This window comes from Actinomyces massiliensis 4401292 (genome assembly GCF_000269805.1).
Taxonomy (GTDB): domain Bacteria; phylum Actinomycetota; class Actinomycetes; order Actinomycetales; family Actinomycetaceae; genus Actinomyces; species Actinomyces massiliensis.
Map to the genome: position 1 here is coordinate 832725 of NZ_JH711481.1, position 13425 is coordinate 846149.

The 13425-nt window shown below is 58.5% G+C and carries 11 protein-coding genes; 6 read left to right on the forward strand and 5 right to left on the reverse strand.

Annotation, left to right across the window (positions count from 1 at the left end; translation table 11 throughout):
• Positions 1–205: 205 nt before the first annotated feature.
• Positions 206–859: a 4'-phosphopantetheinyl transferase family protein gene (locus W5W_RS16905; RefSeq protein ID WP_369423532.1), complete on the forward strand. Its 654-nt coding sequence runs from the start codon at positions 206–208 to the stop codon at positions 857–859.
• Here W5W_RS16905 and W5W_RS0103460 read toward each other — a convergent pair.
• Complete coding sequence (locus tag W5W_RS0103460) at positions 831–1442, reverse strand: TetR/AcrR family transcriptional regulator (protein WP_008732095.1); 612 nt, start codon at positions 1440–1442, stop codon at positions 831–833. The two genes, W5W_RS16905 and W5W_RS0103460, sit on opposite strands and share 29 nt — an antisense overlap.
• Before the next feature lie 120 nt (positions 1443–1562).
• On the opposite strand from W5W_RS0103460, the gene W5W_RS0103465 reads away from it, so the two are divergent.
• From W5W_RS0103465 to W5W_RS15535, 4 genes are all read left to right on the forward strand, one after another.
• On the forward strand, positions 1563–3176 hold the full coding sequence (locus tag W5W_RS0103465) for an MFS transporter (protein ID WP_008732097.1): 1614 nt from the start codon (positions 1563–1565) through the stop codon (positions 3174–3176).
• Between the two features lie 120 nt (positions 3177–3296).
• Positions 3297–4334 carry an ACP S-malonyltransferase gene (locus tag W5W_RS15525; protein WP_081486191.1) on the forward strand — a complete coding sequence of 346 codons (1038 nt, stop codon included), beginning with the start codon at positions 3297–3299 and terminating at the stop codon, positions 4332–4334.
• A gap of 39 nt (positions 4335–4373) precedes the next feature.
• Positions 4374–7373 carry an SDR family oxidoreductase gene (locus W5W_RS15530; protein ID WP_008732094.1) on the forward strand — a complete coding sequence of 1000 codons (3000 nt, stop codon included), beginning with the start codon at positions 4374–4376 and terminating at the stop codon, positions 7371–7373.
• Positions 7374–7375: 2 nt separating this feature from the next.
• Positions 7376–9916 carry a beta-ketoacyl synthase N-terminal-like domain-containing protein gene (locus W5W_RS15535; protein WP_008732089.1) on the forward strand — a complete coding sequence of 847 codons (2541 nt, stop codon included), beginning with the start codon at positions 7376–7378 and terminating at the stop codon, positions 9914–9916.
• Positions 9917–10026: 110 nt separating this feature from the next.
• Here W5W_RS15535 and W5W_RS15540 read toward each other — a convergent pair whose 3' ends face one another.
• Positions 10027–10629: a TetR/AcrR family transcriptional regulator gene (locus W5W_RS15540; protein WP_081486193.1), complete on the reverse strand. Its 603-nt coding sequence runs from the start codon at positions 10627–10629 to the stop codon at positions 10027–10029.
• A 227-nt stretch (positions 10630–10856) separates the two neighbouring features.
• Here W5W_RS15540 and W5W_RS0103510 point away from each other — a divergent pair, with 227 nt between their 5' ends.
• Entirely contained in the window at positions 10857–11246 is a 390-nt protein-coding gene (locus W5W_RS0103510) for a hypothetical protein (RefSeq protein WP_008732101.1), read from the forward strand.
• A 123-nt stretch (positions 11247–11369) separates the two neighbouring features.
• On the opposite strand, the gene W5W_RS0103515 is transcribed toward W5W_RS0103510, so the two are convergent.
• From W5W_RS0103515 to W5W_RS0103525, 3 genes are all read right to left on the reverse strand, one after another.
• On the reverse strand, positions 11370–12008 hold the full coding sequence (locus tag W5W_RS0103515) for a malonic semialdehyde reductase (RefSeq protein ID WP_008732105.1): 639 nt from the start codon (positions 12006–12008) through the stop codon (positions 11370–11372).
• Between the two features lie 336 nt (positions 12009–12344).
• Complete coding sequence (locus W5W_RS0103520; protein ID WP_008732103.1) at positions 12345–13052, reverse strand: hypothetical protein; 708 nt, start codon at positions 13050–13052, stop codon at positions 12345–12347.
• Complete coding sequence (locus tag W5W_RS0103525) at positions 13049–13375, reverse strand: ArsR/SmtB family transcription factor (RefSeq protein WP_008732099.1); 327 nt, start codon at positions 13373–13375, stop codon at positions 13049–13051. Before W5W_RS0103525 ends, W5W_RS0103520 begins: the two co-directional genes overlap by 4 nt.
• Between the last annotated feature and the right edge of the window lie 50 nt (positions 13376–13425).

A 13425-nucleotide genomic window follows, 5' to 3' on the forward strand; every position in this document is an offset into this window, starting at 1 on the left:
ATGATGACCTGGCCGAGCGTGACTGCCCCGCGTCGCTGGGTGACATCCAGAGGCTCACACGATGAGCCCGCTGATCGGGCCCGCGACAATCGCCGGTGTGGAGATCCCGGCTACGGCTACGCTGGCGCAGGTGCGCGGGGACTGGCGGTGTCGGGGCGCAGGTACGGGGCGGAGTTCCCGCAGGGCGATCGTCGAGAGTTCAGTAATGGTAGATAAGGACTTGCTCTTCGGTGATCTGTGCCCTCGAGGGGTGTCGTGCGCCGAGTCCCGGGGCGACGACGACTTCCCATCCGATCCGCGATTGACGCTTCTGCCCGGAGAAGCTGCTCGGGTTGCGCGCTCGTCCCCTACGAGAGCCGCGGAGTTCGCGACAGGGCGTCGACTGGCGCATGATGCGATGGAGCAGATTGGTTTTTCTGGGCCTGTACTCTCCGGGGCTCACGGAGAGCCGTGCTGGCCCGAGGGTGTGATCGGCTCTATTACTCACTGTCCGGGTCTGCGTGCCGCAGCCGTTGGGGTGAGGTCGCAGGTGAGCGCGCTGGGTATCGATGCGGAGCCCGATCGAGCGCTCAGTGCCGACGTCGCTCGGGCACTGGTCATGCCCGCTGATCGCTTGCCTGATGATGCGCATGCACTCGTGGCGCTTTTGTGTGCCAAGGAGGCGGCTGCAAAGGCCTTCGTCTCGATGGGGGCTCCCACGCGGGACTTCCGTCTCTCTACGGTGCGATTCTTTGACAAAGATGGATTCATGGTCCTTGGTCGGGACGGGCATCCCGCCATGAACGGGAAGTGGCGGCGCAGTGACGGACTCGTGCTCGCGGTGGTCGCCGTCACGTGCTGTGATCGTCCGAGGTTCTGACACCTCGTTCAATCAGGTCCAGGAGAGCGTCATAGTTGACCTGAGTGACCCGGTCCGAGGACGTGGATTCCGCTGCTCCGTGGAGGAACTCCACTGAGAACGCGCCTTGGACGCAGGCCCAGATCGCATTGGCGAGGGAGCGGGCATCGACATCGATGACGGCGCCGGCGGCTTGACCGTATCGGACGATCTCAATCAGCTGGGTGAAGGCGTTGCGGGCTTCAGGTCCTGGTTGGGTGGTCCACATGAACTGGTAGCAGCGCGGGTTGGCCTGCATGAGCTCGTGAACAATCGTGCCAGCCTTCCTGAGTCGGGCAAGGGGATCGTACTCGGAGATATCGCGCAGGGCACGCGTCATGATGGCGAAGCGTTCCTCGACGACGGCATGGAGCAGTCCTTGCTTGTCGCCGAAGTGGTTATAGACGCTCATGGGGGCGACCTGAGCGCGGGCGGCGACGGCGCGGATAGTGACAGCTTGCGGGCCGTTCTCCTCCAGCAGCTCCGTCGTGGCGTGAATCACTTTCGATGCCAATAGCTGGGTTGAGGTGCGCTTGTTGGGGTGTTTGCGCTGATCGGAGGCCATGTGTCCAACTTTCATCTCGGTATCTGGCGGTCGGTGGGTTGGGGTTGTGGAGCGAGTGTCCACTAGTGTAGAACAGTGTTACAACCTACTGGAACATCGTTCTACGAATCGAGGAACCTCATGACTTCAGTTGTTCCACCGCCGCCTACTGCCCTCCAGTCGACGGGCATGCCTCAGGCGCCGCTTGTGTCGCAGGCGCCCGTTAGGCGCGCGGACGCACCGAGTCGAGGGCGTGGCCTTCGTGCAGCAGCTCTGGCGGCGCTGTGCCTGGCCGAACTGCTGGTCGTCATCGACAACACCATCGTCAATGTCGCCATCCCTACCTTCGCTCGTGATCTCAATGCATCAACCACTGGGCTGCAGTGGATCGTTGATGCGTACACCTTGGCCTTCGCCTGCCTGCTCCTGCCTGCAGGCCACCTGGGTGACCGCATTGGGCGTCGGCGTGTTCTGGTCATCGGGCTGGCCGCGTTCGGTGTGGTGAGTGGTGCAACGGCGCTGTGCACCACCTTGGATGCGGTGACAACGTGCCGTGCGCTGCTTGGCGTATGCGCTGCACTCGTCTATCCCGCCACGCTCTCACTCATCATGACTACCTTTGAAGGTTCTTCACGAAAGGGCCTGGCAGTCGGACTATGGGCGGCAACTTCCGGGCTTGGGATCGCCCTGGGGCCAATCCTTGGCGGTCTTCTGTTGGAGCACTTTTCATGGGAGTCAATCTTCTGGGTTAATGTGCCCTTGGCTCTCATCACTGTTCCTGCCGTGCTTGTGGCGGTGCCCGAGTCCCGTTCCAGCGAAAAGGCCCGGTTTGATGTAGTGGGCGCTATTCTGTCCGCCATCGGAGTAGGGGCGCTGGTGTGGGGAATCATCGAGGGTCCTCATCGTGGCTGGACCTCAGGATCTGTGACAACGGCCTTCATTGTTGGCGCCATCTGTGTGTCTGCACTTGTGGCTTGGGAACTGTATTGGCCGCACCCCCTGATTGATGTCCGTCTATTCTTCCGCAGGGAGTTCTCCGCAGGTGCCGTGTCGATCGCCGCAGCATTTTTCGCCCTCTTTGGATTCATCTTCATCATCACGCAGTACTTCCAGGACGTGCGGGGTTACAGCGCTCTGATGGCCGGCGTGGCGACCTTGCCGTTTGCTATCGTGATGGCAGTCGTTTCGCCGATCGCTTCAGTCCTTTCACGTCGGCTGGGGCCGGGATGGGTCGTCGGAGTCGGTCTGGGAATTATGGGCCTGGGATTCTGGCGAGTTACAGTCCTGGAGGCTGATTCTGCGTACTGGCAGATGATCGTTCCTGCGATGGTGATCATGGCTGCTGGTCTTGCGCTAGTCCAAGCGCCTGCGACGAGTGCAATCATGGGCGTGGTACGTAAGGATCAAGTCGGGGCTGCTTCCGCCATGAATGACACCACCCGCGAAATCGGGGGAACTCTTGGAGTGGCTGTTCTGGGATCTATTGTCGCCTCTCAGTTCTCAGATTCCCTGAATTCGGCGGTGTCCGGGTTGATGCCGCAACAGGCTCTCGATCAGGCAGACAACTCGATCACTGCTGCGATGACAGTAGCGAAGTACATGCCGGAAACTGTTCAAGGCCTCTTTAAAGAGGCTGCTGTCAACGCCTTTATGGATACGGTTCATCAGGCAGGCTGGGTAGTGGCTTGTGTGGCGTGGGCTGGGGCGCTCATTGCAGTAATTGCCCTGCCCAGGGGGCGTCAGAATAGCGTCTGAAAGGAGATCGAAAAACATACTTGTGTTCATGGGCGAATATTCCTCGACTCGCCCAGTTGAGCCGCGCCAGGTCCGGCGTGAGTGAATAGAAGAACAGTACTACGCGCGAAAGGGCGTATCATGGAAGCCAACCTCCAGGCATATGAAAAAGACATGATCAGGGAATTAAGGCAGGCGGGAGTGCTTGTTAGTGACACGCAATCCGTTGTCGGCGGGCTTGGATTCCTCTTCCCGGGTCATGGGACTCATTCATCTACAATGTTTGACACCTATCTGAAGGGCTCGTCCTCCGCGGGAAAATTGATTGAAATGGCCGATGAGGTCGTTAATGAGCGCTGCGGTTATCGGCTCACCGACGCAGTGCGCGGCAATGCACGTTTTCCAATCGAGCATCCCTGTGTGACTCAGCCGGCGATCTTCACCGCCGCTTTAGGTGGGGCTCTGATGGCGGAGGAGTACTCGCTGCATCCCAGTCTTCTCGTGGGGCACAGTCTTGGTGAGTATGCAGCGTTGGTATGTTCGGGTGTTCTGACTGCGGAGACGGGCCTTCGAATGGTCATTGATCGCGCTGAATGCGTGGCAGATATCCCTCAAGATCGCCGTGGAGCCATGTTGGCAGTGCTTCTTGATGATGATTCGCAAATTGCCGTCGTGCGACGTGCTGTTGCCGCGCACGCGTCTCGTGGGGCGATTTCGGTGGGAGTGATCAACAGTCCCCGACAGGTCGTCGTATCCGGAGAGCACGAGTTGGTCATCTCCTGCCGTGAGGAATTGAAGCGCTCTGGTGTATCTTCAACACTGCTTCCTATCGGTGTTGGGTTCCATAGCGCGGTTCTTGCCGAGGCGGTCGCTCCTTTTGAGGAACGCCTTAAGCAGTACTCCTGGACTGCTCCGATGACGCCGGTCGTCTCATCGGTATTCGGAGGATATGTCGATTCTGATTCACTTGAGGCGCTTCCGAGTCTTCTTGCCGCTCAGCTGATCACTCAATTTGACTTCCGTAACAGTCTCAAGGTCGCTCAGGATGCCGGGGTCGACATGTATCTTGACTGTGGCCCGCGTTCTGTGCTGAGTAAACTTGTGTCTTCTCAAATGAATCTTGGTGATGTGTCCGTTATGCATCTCGACTACGGGCCTGCTCATGCTGATCGCACGTGAGATGTTCTCACAGCATTGTCCTGGGTTCGCTCTGGAAGTGTGGCGCCCACAGACGTCGAGGTTGTTGATGCTCAGGGTGAGGTGTTTGAGGCGCCGGGGTCTGGGGTCGTTGAGGAGACTCTGGATGGTGCCGGTGTTGACAAGGATGCGGTGTGTACCGCTTTGCGTGAGGCTTTTGCTGAGCGTACGGGTTATCCGCTTGAGCTGATTGAGGCCGATCTGGATCTGGAGGCGGATCTGGGGATTGACTCGGTCAAGCGTGTTGAGGTTGTGGGGCATGTCGGTGAGGTGCTCGGTGTGGACGTCAAGGAGCTGGACTTCAGTCAGGCCTTGAGCGTGTCTGACATCGCTGAGGTGCTGGTCGGCTCCCAGAACGTCGAGGTTGTTGACGCTCAGCGGACGGAAGCCGGAGCATCCGACGCCCAACTGGACTCAGTCACTATCGGGTATGAAGACGAATCCTCCCGAACTGCACATCGATACGTTCCTCAGTCGGTTCGGATCAAGTCTCTTGGAGCTGAGCGTACAATTCTCCCCGGTGACGCTATCCTAATAACGGCGGCAGATCAGTCTGTCAATGATGCCGTGAGAAAAGTTCTTGAAGAACTGAGCTTGACAGTCATCGAAATTCCCGGGGACGCGTCGGAAGCGACTATCAAACGCCTGACTTCCTCGGATCGTCTTCGCCGAGTGTCTACCGTCGTGGATCTATCCGTCCTGCGTCCGCACGCCGACGTACTGTCCAAGGGTGACGCCTGGTGGCAAGATGTTGAAGGCCAGTACACGACCGTATTCAGCGTTGCTCAAGCAACCTATGAGACCCTGCAATCATATGGAGAACATGCGTCATGGATCGCTGTAACGTCCAGTGGTGGTATGTCAGGGATGGACTTGCGAACCGTCGGCGATCCTATCGGCGGACTGACCGCAGGATTTGTCAAGACCTTGGCTCTCGAACTGAGGCAGATGCATACTCGAATTGTCGACTTTGACGTAGTTGAGCCTAGCTCATTGGCTGGTGCTCTCAGAACCGAGTTGACTCACGAGGCTGAGAATGAAGAAATCGAGATAGGCTATATCGAAGGAGATCGGTACACGGTACGCGTTCTTCCTGTGCCAGTGTCGAGTTCTGACCGCGCAGTACGGCAGTCCCTTTCGACAGACTCTTGCGTTGTGATGTCTGGTGGTTCCCGTGGCATCGTCCGTGAGTGTGCTCTGGCGTTGGCAGAGCAGCGAAACATTCCAGTTGTGCTCCTTGGACGCTCAGACCCCGACGATCCGGAGATGAAACCATGGTTGGCCTACAGTGACGAGGACTGGGCAAATGCCCGTGCTGAAGTGATGCGTCAGGGGCGAACTCGGCGTCCGGAGGCAAGCGTCGCCGACCTCTCCGACGAATACAGGAAAATCACTTACACTCGTCAGCTTGTCACCAATCTGGCCGACATTGACTCTCGCACTGACAAGATTCACTACCTTGTATGCGACGTGTCTGATCCAGATCAGGTTGACAAGGCGATGGCACAAGTTCGTAGCAGGTTCGGAAAGATCAGCGCCATTGTGCACGGAGCCGGCCTTGAGTCATTCGGTGCCATACCTCGTAAGTCTCTCAAAAAGACCGCCAAGGCTATTGCTGTGAAAGCCCGAGGTTTTCAGAACCTCCTGAGGTCCACAGCTGAGGATGATCTAAGCGCCTTTATATCCTTCGGATCTATTTCTGGGCGATTTGGTATGGACGGCCAGTCGGATTACACTGCCGGCGCCTCGCTACTGGCGCAGATGGCACACATCATGTCGCGGTCGCAGTCGCAAAATCCTCGCACCATCCCGTTCATTACCATGGAATGGACCGCTTGGGACGAGGTAGGAATGGCGACTAATCCTGAAGTCGTCTCAGTTCAGGCCAACGAGCGTGGTATGACATACATGTCTGTCGCCGATGGAGTTCGCCACTTTGTCGATGAAATAGAGCTTGGGACGGCGAATCCAGAGGTGCTCTACTTCGGGGAGCTTGGAAAAAATCGTCCTGCCGCTCAGGTGCCGGAACTGACTAAGAGTGGCACGCAACTGAGTGAGTTGATGGATAATTCTGGAATGATTGTCAATCGAAGTTCCTTCCCCATGGTTGACTATGCTGAGACTACTGAGTCGGGGCTTCAAACGACTCGAGTCCTGTGGACTGAGCGTGATCGCTATCTCCCTGATCACCTGGTTAAAGGAACCGCAACCTTTCCTGGGGTACTGCATTTCGAGACCCAGATTGAAACTGCGCTCCTGCTTGCTGGTGACCAATATGCCGGAATTGAGCTCGAGCAACTTGATCTCCAGACATTCCTTAAATGCAGAGATCGGGATCATGTGACAATCCATGTTGACGCTAAACGTGTGGATGAAAAACGGATCGACACGGAATTGACTTCTGTGTTCCGTACCCCGAACGGAGATGTGCTCGATCCAAGAAGACCGCAGTCGAGCGCTACATTCCGTCTCCTTGATGAGCCGGTATCAGCTAAAGAGCCCGTGCTTGACATTGAGCATATCTTCGACGATGTGATCGGTGAGTTTGACATTGATAAGTACTATGCTCTGACTGATAGCTTCATATCATTCGGGCCAACGTTCCGCTACCTGAATAGCGCCTTTCTTGTCGATGAGAACATAGTGGTTGGGGAACTTCAGATTCCGGGGATACCAGGACTGTTCTCTGATGTCGCCGATCCGAACTTCCGGTGCAACCCGATTCTCGTTGACAATGTTGGAAGGTTCGCCCTGATGCGGCAGCTGTGGCGCAATGGCCAGTATGTTGTTCCGACGCAAATGAAGAGTGCGCGAATGTATCGCTGCCCTCAGGTGCGCGAGCGTTGCTTCGGAAAGATGACTGTTCTGGAAGACTATGAGGATGGTTTTGACATGCGGCTCGATATCGTTGACGAAAACGGCTACCTGCTCTGCACTGGCGAGCATATTCGTCTGACTGCGATCGGCAGTATGCCTGAACCTGCGAATATTCTTAGCAACACTATTTCTTCAAGGATCTGATTATGTCTATGTCGTACTCTTCTCTTGCCGTTATTGGATTTGGTTGTAATCTCCCTGGTGGTTCTAATGGTGCGGAGTCGTACTGGGACACCATTATTCAGGGGCGTAGTGGCATTAAAAGCTCGCGCGATCAGCGATGGAACTACAGTGGGTATCTAGATGCCGACCGCACTGCACCAGAGCGCACGTATTGTGGACTTGGGGGGCTGCTAGACGACTTTACTGTACGTCGCGGTAGGTGGTGCTCCTACACAGCGGTTGAAAAACTCAATCGCACGCAAATGCTCATTCTAGATACAGCGATTCAGGCACTCGGCATGGCAGGGATGGCGCCGGGAGACAGCAGGCTGAAGGAAATTTCTCTCATTGTGGGAAACATGCTTGCCGATGAGGCGTACGATCATGAGGTTCTTGGCGAGATCGCCAGGCTGGCTCTCCAGGAGGCTGTTCCGGATCCTGGAGAACGTCGGCCCTACGAGGCCAGCCTCGATCATTCACTTCCGGTAGTTGATGATAATGCCGATTCTGCCAGAGTGGTCCCTTCTGCTCTTGCGCATCCGGTCGCCACGTTACTTGGTTTGCAAGATAGGGCTGTTGTTGTCGATGGAGCTTGTGCCTCCGGTTTGCTGGTCGTTGACGCGGCGGCTCGTTATCTACATGATCGTACGTCTCCTTTTGTTCTTGCCGTTGGGGCAATGGCGAACATGGCGATCACAGGAAACGTCAGCTTCTCCAAAATTGGTGGTCTCTCGGAAACTGACTCGACACCCTTGGATGAGAACGCTTCGGGGCTTGTTCCCGGTGAGGGTGCTGGAGCTGTGCTGCTGTGTCCGTTGGCCTATGCCCTAGAGCATGGGATGACGGTATATGGAGTGATCCGTGGTAGTGCGACTCGTACTGATGGTCGTGGTAGGGCAATATATGCCCCTAACATGCGAGGCCAGGTGTCGGCCATGAGGCAGGCAATGGCAGGCGGAAACTTCGTTGCTGATGATATCGATCATATCGAGACGCATGCAACTGGAACAAAGGCGGGAGATACAGAGGAGCTGCTTTCTGTAAAGGAAATCGCTTCCGGTCGTTGCTCAGGTCCAGTATCTTTAGGGTCGGTTAAGTCGCTTACGGGGCATGGTTTTCCGGCTGCAGGCATAGCCAATCTCGTTAAGGTTCTGCTATGCATGCAGCATGAGCGCTTCGCGCCTGTTCATGGCGTGAAGACACCTCACAAGCTCATCAGGGAGAATCCCGACATTTTTGCTCTTCATCGAGCGCCTGCAACGTGGCCTGTTAATGACTCCCGGCCTCGTAGAGCGCTGGTCAATGCATTCGGTTTTGGTGGAGTGAACTCGTCGGTCTGCATTGAGCAGTTTGATAAACAGTACCACGCCAATCTCGTAAGAGTGGAGTCTGACACTGTGCTGCCGTCCGGGAAAGGCCGAGCCGTAGCGATTGTCGCTACCGGGCGCTGTCAGGCGACTGCCATGGACAATGGTACACTTCTTGATGACGACATTGACTTCGACTGGCGCCATTTTAAGGTTCCTCCGGTCCTGGTTCCGCATATGGATGGCGCACAGCGTCTAGCTCTGGAGGCAACAAGGCGCTTGCTTGCTGAAAGGCAGATTGATCCGGATCGTTGTGGGATAGTGCTAGGGCAGCCTGCGGGTCTTGAGGTTCTTGCTCGTCGGTCGTTTAAGATCAGACTTCCTGAAATCGTTTCAGCGCTGCGTTCCACTCAAGGTGTGGACAGTCGAGACATCGAGGCCGTAGTCTCTGGTGTTGAAAAGATTGCCTCGTCTATTCCTGCAACAATAGAGGCGTCTCTGCCGGGGTATATGGACAACATTGTTGCCGGCCGTCTTGCTAATGTCTTCGATGTTCGTGGGCCATCAATGGTTTTGGATGCCGGAGAAGCATCGTTTGCGGCGTCTGTTGACCTCGCAGCTCGCTATCTTGATGCAGGGGAGTGCGATCAGATGATCGTGGGTTCCGCTTTTGCGTCGAGGTCCCGTGTGCATCGAGCTGCAGGCTTGGCGTCTCAAGGACGTAACGCTTCCGTCATGCTCGTGCGCTCTCTTGAGTGGGCGCGGAAGCATCCAGAGGAGGTTTTGGCTGTTGTTGAGGTGAAGACTGTTTCAGAGGTCGAACATGACGGAGGATTCAGTAACTCGGCGAATGCTGGTTGGGTGCTTGAGACGATGGCCACTTCTCCAAACGGCTCCGGTTGGAGTGAGCAAGCGACTGTTGCTCAGTCAGGTCGGAAGTTTGGCTACAGCGTGGCCGTCTATGGCACAGTCCTCTCATATGACGAGAAGTCGGATGGCGAATCGGCATCAATGGCGACGAGGTTGCACTTGGCGGCAGCCGACTCTCCTGAAGAAGGCTTGCGTCTGCTTTCCCGTCCCGCAGTGGCGAACGCAAACAAGGAGAATGGGCTTGGTCGTTTTCGGATGGCCGTCCTGGACTCCGATATGGAGCTGGCCGAGGTGATCTGGAGGTTCCTCGGTCAATGCGGTCGAGAAGAGGAACTCGTCCGCAAGTAGATCGAGTTTCGATCTACTCGTGCGGGGCTCTCGATCGCCTTAGTCGGGAGCCCCGCACACCCCGTTTTTGGGGTGGATGGTTTTCTATATCTTGCCATGAGGCGGTGACATCAACTTCGGCTTATTCCGCGAATGACGACGTCTAGAAGAATATCGTAGGCATCGTCGTCGAGTGTTGTTACGTGATCGGAAGAGCCTCGCGCAGCGGATTGGTGCTGCCATTCAATGAATATCGCACCTTGAACGCTGGCCCATATTGCTTCAGCTAGTTTTCTTGGGTTATCTTCGATGAAAACACCTGCCACTTGTCCGTACTGGACGATGTGGATGAGTTGTGTGAAGGCATCGTGAGCGGCAGGTCCCGGGCGAGTGACCCACATCAGTTCATAGGCTTGAGGGGTGGCCAGCATGAGTTGGCGAACGACAATGCCTGCTTGACGGAGGCGAGTTTTAGGGTCTTGTTCGGCGATTTCGCGCAATCGACTGACCATGATTGAGAAGTGTTGCTCGGCGATAGCATCGAGGATGCCTTGCTTGTCCCCGAAGTGGTTGTAGATGCTGGCCGGTGACACGTGTGCCTGCGCTGCCACAGCGCGGATGGTTACCGCCTGCACGCCTTTGTTCTCCAGGAGGTCCGTGGCCGCCCGAACGACGGTGGGCACTAGTTTTTTTGAGGATGTGCGAGTGGTGCGGCTTGTCGGCTGTGAAGCCATGGGTCCCCCTTTTGTGAGAACGACCTATGGTGAGGTGGGCGAATTGTCATGTTGCTCATGATACTCGGCGTCGAAGTCCAGCGTTGTTGGGCCTTTTGAGGCGCGTAACACTGCGGTCGTCGGGGATGGGCGCTGTCAGCCGTTAGCCCGAGGCTCGTAGATCGAGGAGGCCGCTATGGGGAGCGGTGTCCATGGTTGGTGTTGGGGCGCACTCCTAGCCTCGGGGCATGAGCTACGACCTCCTGATCTTCGAGCCGGACTCTGCGACCGACGATGACTTCCCCCGGTGGTGGGAGCAGGTCGTTGCCCAGTGGGACGAGCCGCAGGGCTTCAGTGCCATCGACGGCTCCACCCCGGCGATCAGGTCCATCTACCGCGACCTCATCCGCATCTTCCCTCCGTTCAACGGTCCCGACGCGCTGAATGACGCAGAGCTCGAGGATCGGGAGGCCAAGGGGTTGCCAGTCGCCGACTACACCATCGGCGCGGACTACATCTACATCAGCGTCGGTTGGTCGGATGCGAATGCGCTGGTCAAGATCGTCGGCCAGATGGCCTGGACGCAGCGGCTCGCGGTCGCCTACGTCAGCGAGGACAGCTCGATCTTCCGGCCGTAGAAGAGGGGTCTGACACTGAGCCTCGAGCGTTGATGCTATCGCGGCCTCGTGTGGCTGTACTCTCTCCACAGTTCGTCCGGAGCGAGTGGGGATGCGTGGTTGGGTGCGATCGACCCATTGGGCTCATAGCACCCGATAGACCTCCTCGAAGGGCAGGCGCGGGTTTCGCTCCTGGTACGCGTCTGGCCCTGGGTGACCGACGTTGATGACCAGCAGCACCTCCACGTCCTGACCGGCGAAGAACTCGGTCGCCAATGCCTCGGCGTCGTCTCCGTTCATGGGGCCGGCTGCCAGCCCGACGGCGCGAATCGCCTGAATGACGTAGGCCGTCTGGATCAGTGCTGAGGTGCGCGCCCAACGCGCCCGCATCTCCGCCCCGCCCTCCTCCAGCAGCCGCTGGTAGCGCTCGCCGCGCGGGTGCAGCCGCGGCAAGGACTCGGCGAAGGTGCGGTCGGCTGCGCAGACGAGGGTGAGAGGCGCCCCCGCGGCCTGCTCGCGATTGCCGCGAGGAAGACAGGGCAGTAACCGCTCCCGGGCGGCGGGGGACTGCACGGCCGCCACCCGCAACGGCTGGGCGTTGACCGCCGTCGGCGCCCACTTGGCCAGCTCGTGGATCGCCCGCAGCTGGGCGTCCGTCACCGGTTCGTCGGTGAAGGTGTAGGCGGTGCGTGCCCCGCCGAACAGCAGCGAGGCATCGGACTCGGTCAGGGCGGACTCGCCGGGCACGGGGCCCGGAACCGGAACGGGGGAGACGACTGCCATGCCTCGATTGAAGCACGTGCCGTCTCCCCCGCGGTGGAATGGCCGGTCGGGTACCGGCCCTTCGGGCGGTGACCAGTCCTTAGGCAGCCTTACTGGCCGCCGCCCGATGCTATGGATGATGTCTCCCGAGGTGTTCTTGTTGCTCTGTGCCTCCTCCCTTCCTGCTTCTTCTGTCTTTCCTTGGCCAGGTGGGCGGGTGTGCGCCGTCCTGTGGACATCAGACAACACGAGGGGATGTTGTGGTGGTGTTGAGGCTATTGCTTATGTCGTTGCAACATGCGAACCCTCCGGGACATCTCGGTGGGTGCGTCGACCCTGCAGATATGTGACTGCGGCTTACGGGTGGCGGTGCCGTGGCCGGCTCAAACGCATGGCCCTGACCAGGGAGGCGACCAGAAGGGTCACGGTGATGGCTACCGCTCCGCTGCCTCCGATCGCCAGACCCAGCCACGGGCTGGCGGTGGTGCCCGCAATCGTGGCCAGGCCGACGACGACCATCGAGATGCCCGCGCTGCGGCTCATCGAGCGTTGAGCGACGATGAGGGCATTGAGCCAGGAGTCATTCGTCTCGACGTCGGACTGCGCGATGGGGAGATAGATGCCCAGAAGGACCAGCAGGGCGCCCAGGCTCATCGCCACCAGCGTGAGCGCGGAGGTCTCGGAGCCCGTGTGGAGGCCGACGACGAAGACGTGCATGGCGCACATCACTAGGCAAAGCCCGGCCTGCGTCGCGGTGCGGACCCGTGCGGCACTGCGGTCGTAGCGGGGCATTGGCATGCTGGTGAGGGAGGAGAACTTCGTGTTCACCCAGGGGCTGATCGCCATCAGTGAGGAGACCAGCACGAGGATCACCGGCATTGCCGACGCGCTAAAGCCTCGGGGGATGATGCTCGCGCCGTGGCTGCCGCCGGCCTCCCGTGTGACGATGGTGGGCGCCATCTCCGGCCAGTGCACGGCGCTCCAGGCGATCATGAAGGCCAGGGCGATCGCCGCAGCGATAACAACTCCGGCGGCAAAACGAGTTGGGCGGTTCTCGGTTGTCATGGTTCTCTCCTTTCCTGAGCGAGGCGGACGGTGGGATCGGGGGCTTTGAGCGTGCCGCCCAGGGAGGCGAGCAGCAGCATGGCCTCGTCAATGAGGGTGAGGTTGACGCGGTACTGGATCTCGGTGCCGCGGCGACGGGTGTCGACCAGCTCGGCCTCGCGCAGCGTGCGCAGGTGGCCCGACAGGGTTGATCCTGAGACGCCGACGGCGTCGGCGATCTCGCCGACCTTGACGTAGTCGTGATCGCGCAGAAAGGCCAGGATCGCGCGCCGTGTGGGGTGCCCCAGGGCGGCGAAGACTCCTGATTCGGTATTTCGCGACATACCGAAATAGTACTCCGGGCGCCGTCGGCCCGCGCGTTGAACGAGCTGGA